This window comes from Runella zeae DSM 19591 (genome assembly GCF_000423565.1).
Lineage (GTDB): Bacteria > Bacteroidota > Bacteroidia > Cytophagales > Spirosomataceae > Runella > Runella zeae.
Window position 1 is genome coordinate 100,704 of the sequence record NZ_AUIF01000037.1, and the last position, 16,576, is coordinate 117,279.

Sequence of the window (16,576 nt, forward strand, 5' to 3'; positions counted from 1 at the left end):
ATAAGTGCGTGATTTTAAAAATAGGTATTTAAGCGGGTAGAATTCAACGCCACATTTGACAATTTTGCCCTGCTCAATAAGAGCATTGCTCAACGTTATGAAAATTATTATCTAAACCACTACCGTAAATGAGACGGCTTTCAAAGTCGTCTCTTCATTTCCATAGTACAATACACACTAAAAGGAGTTTGGCTGCGGCCTGATTTTGGGAAATGGAACATTGGGGTTAAAGAATGCAACATGGGCGTTAACGAGAGCACTGCTTGAGACGTAGGTTTGTATCATAATTTTAACTTTAGTTGAAAATGTTATGAAAAGTTTAATCTCAGCAGTTATTATGAGTTGGCTCGCACCGTCGCCTACTCAAGCGCAAGAACTTGCTTTGGTGAACAAACCCACCAAACAAGCAAGTGTAGCTCACTACACTCCTGTAGTGTCTCCTGCCCATTCAAATCCCGACTTGTCGTCCCAAGCCGCAGGATATACTCCTTGGCTACGAGATTTTTCGGAACACATGGCCAAGTATATGGTTTATCCTAGCCGCGGACGCGCTTATGACATCAGCGGGAAGATGTATGTCAAAATCGGTATTACGCCGCAAGGGGGAGTCAAAGTAGTAGGTTTTTTGAACTCTTTGGGGGAAGATTTTGAGGAGGCGATTAGAGAGGCTATTGCCCACATTCCCCAAGATATCATAAAACCTTTGGGGTTCAACATGGCCACCTCCTTACGCGTAGTAGTACCAGTGAGTTTTAAAAGTTCTCCCTTCAAGGAATAAGAATATTGTATTATTTCTAGTTGGGAATATAACATAGTTGAGATTTGGAACATTTGAGTAAAGAAATGACACATTAGAGTTAATGTTTTTTGGTGTTTGGCACATTAGAGTAAAAGAATGGGACATGCTTGCTAACACTTTTTTTGTGGTGACTGTACTTTTGGGTAGGTTTTGTGCAAGCACTCCAAACACTAAACACAGAGCTTTACTCAACGTTATAAATTCTTTTTAAACCCTTTTCGCTATCTTCTAGCAATGATGTATTTATTGATACCAATCACCCTAGTTGGAATTGGCTATTGGGTTGCTACCGCCAAAAGTCCCAACAAAGAAATGTATGCTCCAGAAGAGTACCTCAGGAGACTGAGGAATCCCCCCAAGTCCTAAGTTTTGAAACTTAGTGGGGGTCGGTAAAATACATTGACCTTTTAACTTTTTCAGAAAATGATCTTTTCTTCTACAAGAATATTTTGCTTGTGGGGGTTGCTGTTTGCAGTAAATTTACTGTATGCCTCTCCCTACAATACAAAGCGTGTAACTAACAAAAAACATGTTGCCGCTTCCGCTGCTGATACGCTATATATATGGACAGGAGCAGTCAATACCGACTGGAACAACCAAAACAACTGGCTCGTAGATGGTAGCGTCCCCGCCGCGCCTCCTACATTTGGTTCGACTCAAGGAAAATACACTAAGATTCCAGCCTTGAGCAACAACAACTATCCCGAAATCAATAGCTCATCTGGGGCGCGCGCTTTGCTCATAGAGGAGGATGCCAAAGTCACTATCCTTAGCGGTGGGACACTAAAAGTAGTAGGCAGCGCTACGGATGGTGTGCAGAACTATGGCCTTATTACCAACAACGGAAGCATGGAAGTAGATTCGGCTTACAACGATGGAGTACTCAACTATGCAGGGGCGTCGATTGTCAATACCGCTACTTTCACCATTAACAATGGGTTGGGCAATCGCCTCGAAAATTATGGATATATCACCAACAGCGGCACTTTTGAGGTAGCAGGTGGAATCGAAGCTTCTTTTATAAATCACCCCAATGCGAGGCTTATCAATACCCAAAGCTTTACGTCAAGGGGCGGAGCAAATGGTGCCCTTGAAAATTCGGGAAAAATTGATAATTATGAGCAATTCAGCTTAGTAGGGGGGTATTTGGGTACCGTATGTATTAATTTGGACACATTATATAACCATACTGGAGGAACTTTTTCGATAAATGGAGGAAGGCAAAGCCTTCTTGATAATGGGAAATATATCAAAAATGAGGGGACGATGAATATTAGTAGAACAGGAAATACGGATGCTAATGTGTATGCTATTATCAACCGTGAAGGGGCTAGTATCTACAATACCCTAAGTGCCACATTGACAAATAGTTCTTTTACTCAAGCGGGTTTTGAAAACAGTGGTTATATCAAAAATGAAGGTACGTGGACACTTAGGGATATGGGAGGGTCGGCTCAACTTTTAAAAAATACAAGCCAAGGCGAAATTCGCAACGAGGGTAGTTGGGTCGTTTCAAATACTAGTGGAAATAGTGTTAGAAATGAGGGGAAAATTTCAAATGGACCCTCTTCTAGTCTGTCTTTGAGTGATATGTCAACTAATCAATCTATTCGTAACTATGGTACATTTTTGAGCGAAGCAGGATGTCATTTAACTATGTCTGGTATGGGGTCTTCATCAATCATAAATTATGAAGGTGCTACTTTTTGTAATGAATGTAGCACAACGGTTGGTTCCCTATCAGGACCTGTTTTTGAAAATTATGGGCGTATGAAGCATACAAAAGGTAGTGTAACAATAGAGAGTGCGTTGAGCTCGCTGCTTCGCAATGAGGGCTATTGCTATTTGAATATAGAAATTAATAATCCCGATGGGAGTGGGATGAGTACTGTTATAGCTAATACTGACTCCCTGATTCTAGGCCCAGATACGTACATAAATTTTACAAACTCAGCAAGAACATTGCGAATATTAAATAATTACTCTACGGGCTATGTATATAGTGAGGCGCGGATAGAAGTGTTTGATCAGATGAATACAGCTATCCAAAATGACGGTAAGATGATTTTGGCTGCTTCATCTCACATCAAAACTGTTGCTCTCGGAGCACCTATCACTAATGGCGGCGAACTTCTAAATCAAGGGACCATTTTGTTGGATAAGGCCATGACAGGTTTTTCCAATACGGGTACTTTCACCAATGAAGGCCATATCAACGTTAATCGATTTGGAAGTTATTCATTAAATAATACCGGAACTTTTACGAATAAAGGTCATTTCGAAACGGGCAATTCTACTAAAGGTATCTTCAACGACGGCGGAATCATCGAAAACCAAAACGTGATGGAAATAGATTCGGTTTTTGAGAATGCTATTTCCCAACAAGGGGCAAACAGCACTTTTACCAATACCACTACGGGTAAAATTTACATTGATTTTGTATTCCAAAATGGTATCAAAAATGACGCTGGTTCTTTTGTCAACAATGGCGAAATCTACGTAGCTCAATCAGATACAGTTGCTTTGGCAGGAGTCGAAAACAGTGGGACTTTTGAAAACAATAAACTGATACGTATCGGAGGAACTGGTAAAATAGGAATGGGCATCAAAAACTTGGGTACTTTCAACAACAAAGCCCAAAGTAGTCTTTATCTAAAAAGCGCAACGGGTTTGGGAATAGAAAATCAAGGTGGCGCTTTCGACAATCAAGCCTGTGCGTATATAGAATCAGAACAGGCAATCGTCAACACCTCTGGTACTTTCACCAATGGTGGAATCATTCGCAAACTCAATGACGCCATCGTACAGGCTAGTAGCATCGGCACCAATACGGGGAACGTCGTCAACGAAGATTCTGATACTTTTACATTTGCGGGAAGCAATGCGCCACTCCTAGTATCTATCAGCAGTAGCGATGATGCACTGTGTATCAATAGCAGTCGAACACTTACGGCCACTCCATCAGGAGGTAGCTTTAGCATCACAGGGCCTGGTACTTTGGTGGACAATCAACTGACGGCCACAGGTGCAGGAACTATCCAAATCACCTACACCTTTGTAAGTGCCGAAGGATGTCAGTTTCCGCCTATACAGCAAACAATAGAAGTCCCCGCTTTGCCCATCATCACCAATGTAGCAGTGACACAGCCCAATTGTGGCACTACGGGTAGTATTGTGGTCACGGCCACTGGTACGGGTACTATCGAATATAGCAAAGACAACGGAGCGAATTGGCAAGCTTCTTCAACTTTTAGCAATCTCAGCGGAGGAAGTTATCAGGTCAAAGCAAGGTTTGTTGGAGAAGAGGTATGTATTGTAAGCTATGTTAGCAATCCAGTAGTCCTTCAAAATAGTGGTAGTTTGAGCATTTTTAATGTCACAGGCGGAGGAATAATATGTGCTGGAAGTGGAGGTAATGCTCCGGGCGCAGCGGTGGTACTTAGTGGCTCGCAAGTGGGAGTCAACTATCAACTAAAGCGGGGCGCTACCAATGTAGGAAATGCTGTAGCAGGGACGGGTAATATATTGGTGTTTTCAAATCAGACCGTTGCAGGAGAGTACTCGGTAGTAGCGATGAGCCCAGGAGGAGAATGTATGGAAACCATGAACAATTCCGTAACTATATCTACAGGTACTACACCTACTACTTACACCTTAACAGGAGGCGGGAGCTATTGTGCAGGTGGAGCAGGCGTAGCAATAGGTATGAGCAACTCGCAAGCGGGTGTCAACTATCAGCTGCGACGTAGCAATGCCAATATTGGGAGTCCTGTAGCAGGTAGTGGCAGTGCCATTTCTTTCGGTAATCAAACCTTGGCTGGGACTTATACCGTGGTAGCAACGCAAGTGAGCTCAGGCTGTACCCGTAATATGAGCGGCTCTAAGAGTGTGATTGTTTCCAATTGTGCAGGACGAGAAGGCATAGCCGATTGGTCAAATCAAGATAGCTTTTTTGAGGGGAAAAATTGGGCAGTGGTGTCTCCCAATCCTGTTGCAAATCAAAACCTCATGCTAGAGCTAAGAGGGGTAGCAGGTCAGTTGGTGAAATGGCAATTGGTGAGTCTGCAAGGGAATGTTCTCAAACAGCACCAAATGCAAGTGCCGTCTAACTTACACCGTCAGGAAATCAATGTCAGTACTTATAGCGTAGGAACTTATGTGTTGAAGGTAGAGACCGAAACACAGAAAGCCAATCTTAAAGTACTTAAGATAGAATAATATGCTTGAGAACCATGATGTAAGCAAAATGGAGGATGTTCATATCCTCCATTTTCTTTCTTAGATTCTCAATGAGTACGTGTTTTTTTTGAATAACTTATTTAACTCAAGCATGGATAGATACGCACAGCTACAACTTTCGATTTTAGGAACAAAATCTGCTTTTGTCAAGATACAATGGCCTACTCGTTTTGGGGTATTGGTTTGTTGGGTATTGGCGACTTGCTTAGGGATTTTATATCCTTTTACGGTAGGAATGCTACTTTTTAGTATTGGTTTTATCAACTATGTATTGCTGTTAAGTTTTAGGATAAACAATAATTTTTTAGCTAAAACGAAAACGACTTCCAATATCTACGAAACTTCTCTTATTGAATGGCCGAGTTTTTCGATTATAGTTCCTTTAAAAAACGAATCCGCAGTAATTGAGGGGACTTTTCGGGCGATTCATGCCTTGACATATCCCACCCACCTCAAAGAAGTCATTGTAGTGGTGGAAGAGACGGACGCTGTCACTCAAGAAAGCCTACGTAAACTCACTTTGCCGTCTTATTTCCATGTTTTGTATATCCCAGAGCTACCGCCTTATACCAAAGGGAGGGCTTTGGTACATGCGTTGAAAATAGCTACGGGCGAGTATGTGACGGTCTATGATGCCGAAAGCCGCCCCGAACCTTCCCAACTTCAAAAAGCGGCATTTGCTTTTGCTAATACCCAAGAAGAACTATGTTTACAAGCTAAAATCCATATATCAAATCCTAATACAAGTTGGGTAAGTCGTCAGTTTGCAGGAGAATACTACGAATGGTATGAGCGCCACATGCAAGAGTTGTCATCGCAAAAGCTGCCGTTTGGATTAGGTGGGAATTCTTTTTTTGTTTCAAAAACCAATCTCGAAAAAGCAGGTGCTTGGGATCCTTTCAATGTCACAGAAGATGCAGAATTGAGTGTTAGACTTGTACAAAACAACGTAAAAATCACGCTTTTGGAGAGTGTCACCACAGAGTCATGTCCTGATAAAATAAACGACTGGATTAATCAACGTACACGCTGGAACAAGGGACTCTTTATCACTCAGTTGGTACATCTAAAAAGTAGTTGGCGTCAGGGCGGTTTTGGACTAGAAGGCTGGTTGAGTTTTTGGGTACCTATGATGAGTGCCGCTATGGTGCCATTTTTTAATATTTACATTCCTTTGTACTTAGGGCTAAGCGATATACCTTATCCATTGCTTATTTTGATGAATGTGAGTTTGTGGATTTTGTTGGCGTTTAGCTTGGGTTGTTCTTGGATTATTAATTTGAAATCGTATAGTCAATTAAGTATTCAAAAATCAAATTTTGGGGTGTTTTTTGATGCTATTCGGTATTTGTTTTTGCATTTTGCGGCTGGTTTTAAATCGTATGTGGAGTACTTTTTTGCCCCTATGCATTGGCATAAAACGATACACAACGAACTGCCCCCACCAACACCTTCTCAGGAAGAGATTTCTCCTCAGAAGGTATTGGTATCAACCTAAATAGGTATTTAAGGCAACTTGGGGTGTTTTTTATGCCAAGTGGTAGCATCTTGATATACCTTGGCTACGCCCAAAAGCTTGGCTTCGGCGTAGAGTTGAGAAGTAAACGTAATACTAGTGGGCATTCCGTTTTTGTTGAATCCATTGGGCAGACATACACTTGGATGGCCCGATAGATTGGTATAGGTCAAGTTGCCTCCTGCATACGTAGGAGTGATATACACTTCCAATTTTTCTTTCTTCAAAATTTGGTATAAATCTTGAATCATCTTGGTTCGGACGCGTTGGGCCTGTACATACTCTACGGCCGGAATAAACCGCGCCGACCGAAACTCATTGGGCCAGGCATTTTTGATTTGACGTACCATTTGATCATCTTTGTTGGTGAGGGTAAGTTCGTCAAAAGCTGCGCCTCCTTCTACGCCAATGGCAATTGTCAAGTCTCCCAAAGGATAGGAGGGAAGCTCAAAAGCTACCAATTCGGCACCCAATTCGCGGAGTTTCGAGAGAGTTAGGGAATCATTGGCACGGTTGGGGTAATTTGACTCAAACGCTTTTTTGAGATAGCCAATCCGCATTCCTTTGAGGGTTTTGAGAGGTTCATAGTTAAAGGGCAAATCCCTCACCGTAGCATCATATCCATCTGGCCCTTTGATGGCATCAAAAACCAAAGCACAGTCTTCGACCGAGCGCGTCATTGGGCCAATTTTGTCCATACTCCAGCTCAGGGCCATTGCTCCGTAGCGACTTACGCGTCCAAAAGTAGGGCGCAATCCGGTGACGCCATTGACGGTAGAAGGAGAGACAATCGACCCTAATGTTTCGGTCCCGATGGCAAAGGGCAAACAGCCCGCTGCCACTGCCGAACCCGACCCCGCCGAAGAACCACTTGCCCCTGTTTGGGTATTCCAAGGGTTGCGAGTCATTCCTCCAAACCATACATCGCCCCATGCAAATTCCCCAACCGACATTTTGGCCACTAACACCGCTCCTGCTTTTTCGAGCCGCTGAATCACCGTGGCGTCGTAGGGCAATTGTTGGTTTTTGTAAATATTAGAACCCCAAGTGGTAGGATATCCTTTTTTTGCCAGCAAATCTTTGGCACCGTACGGAATCCCATGCAAGGGACCTCGATATTTCCCCGCTTTGATTTCGGCGTCAGCTTGGGCGGCTTGCTGCATGGCAAGGTCTTCGGTCAAAGTGACGACATTGAGCAACGTAGGGCTATATTTTTTGAGCCTGCTAATAAAAAATTGGGCCAATTGGACCGAGGAAATTTGTTTGGTTCGAATCAGCGCTCCCAATTCGGCAACTGTATAAAAAGCCAAACTGTCGCGATTGGGGGGTAAAGTTACTTTTCCTAAAGTGCTGGCTTGAAAAGGTTTTTTTGTTTTTTCAAACTCAAAACCAACCGGAACGGGGTCAAAAAGCAGAGCGGGGGCAATGTCGTTGGTAAGGGATATTTTGCGAACTCGCTCAAAACCTTTGAGTTGGTCGTTGAGGTTGTCGAGCATAGAATCTCGTTCGGCAGCCGAAAATTCTATTCCAAACACCTTAGAAGCATAATTAACAATGTCGGCAGTGATGGGGTTTTCGGCGGGGCGGTAGGCGGTTCCGAGCAAAAAGCTGGCAGCACAAACACAAAGAACCCCCAAAGAAAGTAAAAGTTTTCTCATTGATTTTTAGGTTGATGATAAAGTAGAACTAACAATAGTAACGATTAAAGCCAGAATGGTGTTTGCAATTTAGTACAAATCTGTATATTTGCAGCCCAATTCGCTCAAAATGCACCCGTAGTTCAATGGATAGAATTATGGTTTCCGGTACCATCGATAGGGGTTCGAGTCCCTTCGGGTGCACACTATATTAATTTAAGTTATTGATTTTGAGTCAGTTGTCGAATGTGGTCATTTGTAGGTGACGCCTCAGGTGACGTTTTTTGTTTCTTCACTGTGGTTATTGTCCAATTTTACCTCATAAGGTGTTCCCTCCCAACGTTTCAATAGCTCCTTTTTTTCGTCTGATAATCTAATTACATCACTAGGAGCAAACAAACTATTTTCGTTTTGAAGTTTGATTAAACGATTTCGTAGGTTATTAGCGGGGTTGGTATGTTTATTTCTGACATTGTGCGCTGCGTAGTAGGCAGCATCGTGTTTGGTTCGTTTGCGTTTGTTGGTTCGGTGCTGATTAGTTACAGCTGCCAGTAGTTCGGCATCGTTTCTCAATGCCGTTTCCCCTAAAAAAACACTGCCTCTCCTTTGGCCTGAAATATCGGCCATGCTGACTTTACAAATGGCTGTTTGGGTTTGCCCCGTTTGTAGCAAATTTACATTTAAGGTAAAGGGTAAATTTGCTACACTTTCAGTTTTTGAGCCTGTATCTTTTGGGTTCTGCAAGTCGGTAAATTTGCTACACTTTCCGTTCGTTAATTTGACCCATTTATCAGCAATAAGTAGGGAAACTGTTTGTTGCCAATGTTCCGCATTGGGATGATTTTCAATCAAGGAACGAAAGGCAGACAAACGCCTGTCATATTCAGTTCGAGCGCGGTCATATTCGGTTTTGCCCGTAAAATCTTCTCGTTGCGGTCTTACCCATGTTTTAGGATTGCGTCCAGTGTTTAAAAGTTCTCTTTGGGTCTGTTTCAGCGTTTGGGCTGTTATTTGGGGTTCGTCAAAAAGTATTTCGTCAAAATACCCCTTTAGAATCGCTCCTAAACGCTCATAGTTTGATGTGTTAGTCAAGTTTCCCAACGTTTTGATTGAAACGCCCTTAGTGTCTAAGAACTGCATTTTTAATACTTTTATCTCAAACCGTAGGAGGTTTTTAGTTTGGCGGTATTGGGTGCCTTTGTCGTAGATTTTTAAGATAAAATGCTCGTGCTGACATTGGTAATAATTGATACCTTCATCGACGATTTTTATAAATGGCCTTCCTTTGTGGCAAATGAGCCGTTCTAAGAACTTTTTTGGCGCAAAGGGTGTACAGACATTTACCCCAAACTCAATATTGTTTAAATGGCTGTTTTCGCTGATTCGGAACCGTTCCCGTAGTTCGTTGATTGTGACTGCTAATTGGTCGACTCCAAAGTCGTTATAGTTGTGGGCTCCTTTGTTGGCGTATTTGTGCAAACTTCCCTGAATGTTTACAAAGTTGCCTTTGATGGTAAATCGCAAATTGGCGTATTCGGCCGTTTGGCTTTCAATGGCTCCTGTTCTTTCGGGGACGTGTAATTGCCAGTATAGCAAAGGATTTTGTTTCAATGCTTCAACGTCGGTCAGGGCATTAAGTATCTTGATTCCGTCAAACATAGGGTTTTTTATATCTTTGTGTTCACTACACGGATTTATTCGCGTTAGTCGAACATGATTGAACACAAAGGCCGCGCGGTGGATCCGTACGGCCTTTTTTGTAGTTTAAAATCATCTTTGAGTTATCCCGGTTCGTTTTCGTCAGGCCATGTATAAAGTTCGCTCAGTGTAAATTCGGGATCTTCAACAGCTTCCATGTCAGGTAGTAGCGTGAACTCAATATCATCGGCAAACTTCATTTGCTCTGTCTTAAAATCTTCGTTTTGTGTTGGCTCTTTCGGGTTCATGTTGGTAAACGGGTTAGAGTAAATACATCAAATCATCAATGCCACCGTATCGCCTGGTCAGTCCATCGAAAAACCATAGGGTTAAAATCTCCGAATTGTCCGAAAACCGAAACAGACTAAAGTTTTCTACGAATGAGCCGCGAAAACGGCCAAATGTCCGGAAACTACCTGTATAGATGTTGGAACGGTTGGTTTCACGGAGACCTGTAAACCACCGCCAACCGCGTTTTAAATCCTGTTCTTTGGGTAGGCGGTCGCGGCCGTGGATAATCATTGAGGCTTTGATGTGATCTGATTGGCGTTCCTCTACTTTCAATTCGTTGGGCAACTTAGATGCGGTTGGCGGTGCCGATGTGAGTTTATACCAGCCCGTAGCGCGGTCGAGCGTGTAGATCAGTTTCTTGTGATTCATCAGGCCACCCGTTTTTTGTGTTTGATCTGTTTTGCTGTTTCGATCGTAGCCAGTATTTCATCGCGGCGGTACCGCACCCTACTGTTTACAATAACTTTTTTAGGGATGATACCTGCCTTATCCCATTCGTGAAGGGTGACCAACGAAATGCGGTACAGTTTGGCCGTTTCTTTGCGGGTTAGGTACTCGGGTAGATCGTGCTTGGGGGTGGGAGGGGTGAAGTTGGCCAGTTCTTCCTTAACGGCCTCTCGGAAAATAGATTTTAATTCGGCTCGTGCCTCTGCATCGAAAGGCATCAGTAATGTTTGTGTAGCTATCATTTTGCATCATTCGGGGAATGTTCTGCCCGATTTGAATGCAAAGGAGTAAGAAAGGTAGTAGGGATAAAAAGGAGAAAATATCCTTTTCTCATTCTCTATATTGTAGACGAAGTTTGGTAAATTCTGACTTGATTTTTAGTTCTTCATTAGGGTAATGATGCAATAGAAATACTTCCGCTATATCTATGTGTTTTGCAAACTTTACGTTTGTTGTCTTTAAATATGAATGAAGGGTTTCAATGTTGTGTTTTCCGCCAAATCTATCCATTGCCCATTGTGCGGCCATCGTAACACTGTCTTTTGCCTCATTAGTAGAGGTGCCATTGAAGGGAAATTCTTTTACTTTACCCAAACGTCCCAAAACAAAAATTGCCAGAAAAAAGGCCGCGCACGTTTGAAGTTGGGGGTGTTTTTGCGTTTCCTTAGTTGTTAAGCTATTGATAGCTAGTTTGTAATAGTCGGCATACAGTTGTTCTCTAATTTGGTCAAACTCACATGACATTAGTTCCTTTTCATAATGTTCTATTGTGATTAAGTTATCGGGGTTATATTCTATAATATACCTCAATTCCTCCTGTTCTGTCAAAAGATTGTCAGCATTTCTTTGATGTTCAATCCATTTATTTTTAATATCTATAAGTACTAGGTCTTTGTTGTGTCCGGCATTGATTCGTGCCTCTATATCAAACAGATACTGTTGATACAATACCCCTGAGTATAAATACAAAAATGATTCATAGGGTGTCTTATACTTGTCTTTTTTTGGAGGCAATACTGAAATTTCGCCTGTTTCGATATTTATCCTAATTGCACTAGGGAATGCATGAGCCTTAACAATATCACCAAAGACAGATCGGATTTTATTAGCTGCATCCCTAACCAAATCATTGATTGATTCTTGTGTCATTTCACCAGATGTTAGTCGAACAATTGTTGTTATCAATCAAAGAGAGGTAAGTACCTCTCTCTATTTCTTAGTTTTGACCCGATTGAGTATAAAAAGGTGCATGAGCCTTTAAGGTTGATTGCCAATATTCTCTCGAAAAAGGAGAAATTCGACACTTCTTGTGTATACAATAGCTTCGTTGTAATCTTCTTTATGAAAAAGTGAAGACTTTAAATGACTGATAAAGTTAGGCCACCATTGAGAATCATTGTTGCCATGCTCTTTGCGGTAGTCTAAATATTCTGTTCTTGTGAATTGATGCAACATATTTGTTGATAGATTGATTAACATTGCGTCCATGTGGTCTAAAAGTTTAATATGAAATATTACGTTTGATTGGGTATTGAATGATAATAGTGAATATTACAAAAGGGGTTTTAGGTCATTTTGTTTCACCCTTATACGTGCGCGTGTAGCTGAAATAAATGTGTCAAAGGGAGCATTTACACAAAATGGATAGCATAATAACATGGTTTTGTGTTATTGATAGCTATGCCGCGTTTTGGGTTGATATGTTAGAACTGTTATTTCGTTGTTTTAGATATTGATTAAATTCTTCAATAGCAGCATCAACAGGGGTCAGTGTCTCCAAAAATGTATTGAGTCTTTCACCTACTAATACTTTTACCTGCTGACGTTGTTCTTCATTAAAGGTTTGGAGTTTAGCCGCAAATTCGGCCTTTATTTGAGCGCGTTCTGTCTCATTTGTAGCCTTCTCAATTTGGGTATAGTACTCATTTACAAAAGTTTCCATGGTTTATAGTTTTGAAAGTTCTTCGTTGATTTTCTTTAGTGTTTCTCGGTACTGGATTGCCTTTTTAATCAGAAATACAAATTGTTCGTCATTGGACGTTGGCAGGTATTCAACAATTTGTTGGTCAGTGGCTTCTAATGCGGTTTCAATGTATCTTTTTAGTTCTAAAAGGTATTGCTCGTAGGATTGCGGCATCAGTTAGCAATTTTAAATACGCTTTGTTTTTCCTGTGTAAAAAATGGATGTTCGGCCATTCGATAGGCAACTTCCTCGTTTGATACCCTGATGTATTTCATAAATGATGTTTCGGTACGATGGCCTGTCAAACGCATAATATCAAGGGTAGGCACCCCTTGTAAGTAGGCATTAGTGGCAAATGAGCGTCGGGCGGTGTGGGTTGTAACCAGTTCCCATTTGTGTAGCGTCTTGGTTACTTTCAATCCTCCTTTGGTTTGGCTCATGGTTACTTTTTCGGTGAGTTCGGCCAATTGCGCTATTTGCTTCAAATAATCATTCATCCTTTGATTGGTCAGAACGCGCGGCGGTATGCCGTTGTATTTGGTCAGTATGGACCGTATTTGGGGATTTAGGGGAACGAACACGGGTTTGTCTGTCTTCTGCATATTGATACGCACAAATTGCCCTTCATTGATGATGTTTTCGGGCCGTAGCAGGTTGAGGTCAGAAAAACGTAAACCTGTGTAACAGCCGATAACGAACACGTCACGAACGCGGTCAAGGCCGGTACGGTCGGAAAGGTCAAGATTGTAAATGCGTTGGATTTCGTCGAGCGTGAGGTAAATGTTTTCCACTTCTTCCAGTGGTTTTACAAAATCTTCATCCTGAAAAATTGTGTTGGTGTGCATCCCGTCTTTCATGGACTGACGCATAAAGACCTTAATGTTTTTGATAATATCCCCGGTGGTATTGGTAGCCTTGCCTTTTTTGTTGAGGTAGGAAATAAACTTTTTGTGAAAGTGGAGGTCTATTTTATCAAAGTCCACTGTAAACTTGGTTTCTTTCTCGAACGCCTTAAGGTGATTGAGTGCCTTACGGTAGTTTTTGGTCGAACTTTCTGAGTAGCGTTTGCCTGATCGCGGAATGGTTCTTTCTCCGTTGGCACACTCTTCAATAAACTTCTCTATCCACGGGATGAAGGAAAGTTTTTCGGGCTGTTTGGCCACTTTGCGCGGTTTATCACGGTTAAATACTTTGTCGAGTTCAGCGCGGTAAAATGCCTGTGTCGGTTCAATGTTTTCGGCCTTTACCCGTGAATTGATACGCTCAATAGTGTCGGCCATGCGGTTGAGGTGCGTTTCAATTTCTTTCAGTTCGTTTTTACGGTCTCGGCTGAAATTTTTAGTTGAGGTTGTTGGGCGTTGGGTCTTTGCGTCCCAATGTTCAGGTGAAAGGAATTGACCCGTAGAGTAAACCAAACGGGGGGTGCAGCTTCGGCAAATAAGGAGAACGAGCGTTGAGTTCTTAGAAACGGCCTCTTTGAGCACAAAACGTGCTGAATTTGTAATGACTTTTCCCATGATTTCCTGCGTTAATCGAACAGGAACAAAGATAGTGTAAATTCTTTCAGGTGACGCATTAGGTGACGAATTTATTTGATTTATACTTACTATTTAGTGTTAATATCAGTAAGATAAATAGCTAAATAACTGATAATCAGTGGTTTTTTATTTTAGTGAAGTAAGGGAGATTAAAATGTTCGAGTCCCTTCGGGTGCACAAAAAGAAATATAACATACAAAAAATGCCTTAGAAACGAATCTAAGGCATTTTTTGTATGATTTCGTAGCACCACGCACCACGGTAAACCCAAAAATGTTTCAGTAATGACGGTCACTCCTGAACTCAATAACCGCCCTAATCAAGGATGGATTGCATTCAAATACGCATTACCCACAATCGTAAATTAAAGCGCATTGCGTTGGAGTATGCATTCCAATGCGGCCAATGAAGGTGCTAGAAGCGCAACAGGAAGCCTTGCGTAGCCAAATTCAGATCTTCTAAAAGCAACTTGCAATCTACGCTCAAGCAAGTTTAAGGAGTTTTTGAAACAGGAAGATTTGCTTTTCCAGAACTGGATGATAATCTTATCAAATCCTACCCACGGCATCTGAAGAAAATCGGTAATGCTACTAATACCATTTATAATGCCATTTTGCTATCATTTTAAAGTTGTGCTTTTGCGGTTCCTGTTGTGATGCATTCAATGGCCACTTTAAGTTGATAGCAAAATCGTTGCTCAGGAATGCAAGCTTTGCAAGTCGAGCTTGGAATTTGCTATCAGACAGTCCCATTGTAAGTTATGGTGATTTTAAAAATAGAAACTAACGATCAAGTATAAAAGCAGTAGCGGATTAAACGTAAAATACTTTTAATCCGCTACAAAGTCAAAAAAGTTGTTAATTCAGAATGAGTAACTATTAAATATCATCTATTTTCTGCCCAGCTTCCTTTTTATCTTTAAAGGCTCGTTTGGTCACTTTCAAATCTTTGAAATAACCGATAGTCGCAATATCAACATAGAGTCCAACATATCCTTTCCGATTTTTCCCTAACATCTTATTCACGATAAAAGAAGAATATTTCATGTTATTGATAAACATTTCGGCAGTTTCACCATTCACTTCAATCCGCATGGTAATCCACTCTTCCAATGCTACTGGGGCAGAGCCTTCATATGTACCTGCTGGGAAATTATTCCTTAAAGTTTGAAATTTATAATCAGGGTATGAAAAATATTGAACAGTATGATTTCTAGCATATTGGTTATTTATTCTTCCTACTTTAGGCCGCAAATAAATAGATTCAAATGTAGAATCATCTTCTTTTATTCTAAAATATACTCCAATAAAACCTGCTGCTGGTTGATAAGGCGAAGGGTCTTGAAGTTTGCTATACATTTTTACTTCTATCGTTCCGTTTTCAAAGTCATCTAAGCCCAAAAGCCGAGCATAGTGGGTTTCGTCAACAGTTTCTTCCAATCGATTGGCATCGAAAGGAAGAGCTTTTAAATCCCGCTCAATTTTTAATACTTCTTTGCCCTGAAATTTGGCAATCTCACCAGTGACATTATGAAGCTCAAAGGTTTGTTTGCCTAGCTTCAAAGTCTGCCAATTTTTAGAACCCTGGGCTAAAATGTTATTGTAAATCCCGAAAATCAAGCTTAGGTATGTGAATAATTTAAACATCTTCCTTGTTTTATTTTTTTAGTTAATCACTTATTTCCTTACAATTTAGTAACGGCCTCAGTTTTCGTGACAACTCTCCCTAACGCACCAAATTCATGTAAATCTCCAAATACTTCAATGCGGATAGATTGTTCTAAACTACCTACCTTTACTGCATCAAAGCCATTATCTTTTATTAATTGCTCCATGTCGTTATCTATAGTTGTGTCGCTTGTAGCATAAAATAAAACCGATTGTTCGGGCACTTGAAAAGCTGCACTTGCTAATGACGCTGCACCTAAAGTACCGAATGCTTTGACTAGTTTGGCTTCCATTGGTAGGATAGCAGCATTAAGCTGTCCTGCTGATTGTTTTTCACCAATAATTTTTTTGAAGCCACCGTTTTCATCTGGGGCAATTGGGTTTGAGGGGTCAATGATTATTTTTCCTTGGAATTCGGTTTTATATTGTTCGAACAATTCTTGGATGGTATTAAACCAAACAGATAATACAACAATATCTGCATTAGAGTTGTTTTCTTGTTGATTACTAACAAGTTATCTTTTTCTTAAAGTCGATTTTGAAGTTCCAAAGGCCTGCGCATAATTCAATACTTTCATCAAATTTTTCCTTAGATTTTCCTCTATACTTGTTAATTAAAATATGATAACGTTTTATTCCTGCAATTGCATTTTCTACAAAAACTCGCTTTTTACTAATAGACTTGTTGTAGTTTTTTTGCTCTAATGTTAAGCTTGGATAAGGATTTTTTTTGCTTTTTTTGGGCTTTTTAAATGGAATCTTTAAAGACAAAAATTTGTAT

15 protein-coding genes, 1 tRNA gene and 1 pseudogene are annotated in these 16,576 nt (G+C 41.0%); 4 read left to right on the plus strand and 13 right to left on the minus strand.

Annotation, left to right across the window (positions count from 1 at the left end; genetic code table 11):
* Nucleotides 1-310 precede the first annotated feature (310 nt).
* The 3 genes from G563_RS0111510 to G563_RS0111525 all read left to right on the plus strand — a co-directional run bounded on the left by G563_RS0111510 (nucleotide 311) and on the right by G563_RS0111525 (nucleotide 6,536).
* The gene (locus tag G563_RS0111510; RefSeq protein WP_028665452.1) at nucleotides 311-778 is read left to right on the plus strand and encodes an energy transducer TonB; all 468 of its coding nucleotides are present in this window, start codon (nucleotides 311-313) and stop codon (nucleotides 776-778) included.
* A 444-nt stretch (nucleotides 779-1,222) separates the two neighbouring features.
* Complete coding sequence (locus G563_RS0111520) at nucleotides 1,223-5,017, plus strand: T9SS type A sorting domain-containing protein (RefSeq protein ID WP_028665453.1); 3,795 nt, start codon at nucleotides 1,223-1,225, stop codon at nucleotides 5,015-5,017.
* Nucleotides 5,018-5,129: 112 nt separating this feature from the next.
* Nucleotides 5,130-6,536, plus strand: coding sequence for a glycosyltransferase (locus tag G563_RS0111525; RefSeq protein WP_028665454.1), 1,407 nt, complete (start codon nucleotides 5,130-5,132; stop codon nucleotides 6,534-6,536).
* A gap of 8 nt (nucleotides 6,537-6,544) precedes the next feature.
* Here the strand turns inward: G563_RS0111525 and G563_RS0111530 are convergent, their stop codons facing one another.
* Complete coding sequence (locus G563_RS0111530) at nucleotides 6,545-8,212, minus strand: amidase (RefSeq protein ID WP_028665455.1); 1,668 nt, start codon at nucleotides 8,210-8,212, stop codon at nucleotides 6,545-6,547.
* Nucleotides 8,213-8,323: 111 nt separating this feature from the next.
* Between G563_RS0111530 and G563_RS0111535 the strand changes: the two genes are divergently transcribed.
* A tRNA-Arg gene (locus G563_RS0111535) sits at nucleotides 8,324-8,395 on the plus strand.
* 66 nt (nucleotides 8,396-8,461) lie between these two features.
* Here the strand turns inward: G563_RS0111535 and G563_RS0111540 are convergent.
* The 12 genes and pseudogenes from G563_RS0111540 to G563_RS34475 form a co-directional block, all read right to left on the minus strand.
* Nucleotides 8,462-9,850, minus strand: a complete 1,389-nt coding sequence (locus G563_RS0111540) for a hypothetical protein (protein ID WP_028665456.1) — start codon at nucleotides 9,848-9,850, stop codon at nucleotides 8,462-8,464.
* Between the two features lie 122 nt (nucleotides 9,851-9,972).
* On the minus strand, nucleotides 9,973-10,137 hold the full coding sequence (locus G563_RS38010; protein WP_157585258.1) for a hypothetical protein: 165 nt from the start codon (nucleotides 10,135-10,137) through the stop codon (nucleotides 9,973-9,975).
* Nucleotides 10,138-10,150: 13 nt separating this feature from the next.
* Nucleotides 10,151-10,549 carry a hypothetical protein gene (locus G563_RS0111550; RefSeq protein ID WP_028665457.1) on the minus strand — a complete coding sequence of 133 codons (399 nt, stop codon included), beginning with the start codon at nucleotides 10,547-10,549 and terminating at the stop codon, nucleotides 10,151-10,153.
* On the minus strand, nucleotides 10,549-10,869 hold the full coding sequence (locus G563_RS0111555) for a helix-turn-helix transcriptional regulator (protein WP_157585260.1): 321 nt from the start codon (nucleotides 10,867-10,869) through the stop codon (nucleotides 10,549-10,551). Before G563_RS0111555 ends, G563_RS0111550 begins: the two co-directional genes overlap by 1 nt.
* A gap of 88 nt (nucleotides 10,870-10,957) precedes the next feature.
* Nucleotides 10,958-11,776, minus strand: a complete 819-nt coding sequence (locus G563_RS0111560; protein ID WP_028665459.1) for a hypothetical protein — start codon at nucleotides 11,774-11,776, stop codon at nucleotides 10,958-10,960.
* Nucleotides 11,777-11,884: 108 nt separating this feature from the next.
* A complete protein-coding gene (locus tag G563_RS0111565) occupies nucleotides 11,885-12,082 on the minus strand; it encodes a hypothetical protein (protein WP_157585262.1) in 198 nt (65 codons plus the stop codon).
* Between the two features lie 223 nt (nucleotides 12,083-12,305).
* On the minus strand, nucleotides 12,306-12,569 hold the full coding sequence (locus G563_RS0111570) for a hypothetical protein (RefSeq protein ID WP_028665461.1): 264 nt from the start codon (nucleotides 12,567-12,569) through the stop codon (nucleotides 12,306-12,308).
* A gap of 3 nt (nucleotides 12,570-12,572) precedes the next feature.
* Nucleotides 12,573-12,764 carry a hypothetical protein gene (locus G563_RS0111575; RefSeq protein ID WP_028665462.1) on the minus strand — a complete coding sequence of 64 codons (192 nt, stop codon included), beginning with the start codon at nucleotides 12,762-12,764 and terminating at the stop codon, nucleotides 12,573-12,575.
* The gene (locus G563_RS34460; protein WP_051210919.1) at nucleotides 12,764-14,107 is read right to left on the minus strand and encodes a site-specific integrase; all 1,344 of its coding nucleotides are present in this window, start codon (nucleotides 14,105-14,107) and stop codon (nucleotides 12,764-12,766) included. Before G563_RS34460 ends, G563_RS0111575 begins: the two co-directional genes overlap by 1 nt.
* 899 nt (nucleotides 14,108-15,006) lie before the next feature.
* Nucleotides 15,007-15,774 carry a LamG domain-containing protein gene (locus tag G563_RS34465; protein WP_157585264.1) on the minus strand — a complete coding sequence of 256 codons (768 nt, stop codon included), beginning with the start codon at nucleotides 15,772-15,774 and terminating at the stop codon, nucleotides 15,007-15,009.
* Between the two features lie 38 nt (nucleotides 15,775-15,812).
* Nucleotides 15,813-16,289, minus strand: a pseudogene (locus G563_RS34470) (NADPH-dependent F420 reductase); the annotation flags it as partial.
* Nucleotides 16,290-16,302: 13 nt separating this feature from the next.
* Nucleotides 16,303-16,576, minus strand: a 274-nt coding sequence (locus G563_RS34475; RefSeq protein WP_037326570.1) for a transposase family protein, incomplete at its 5' end; no start/stop codon positions are given.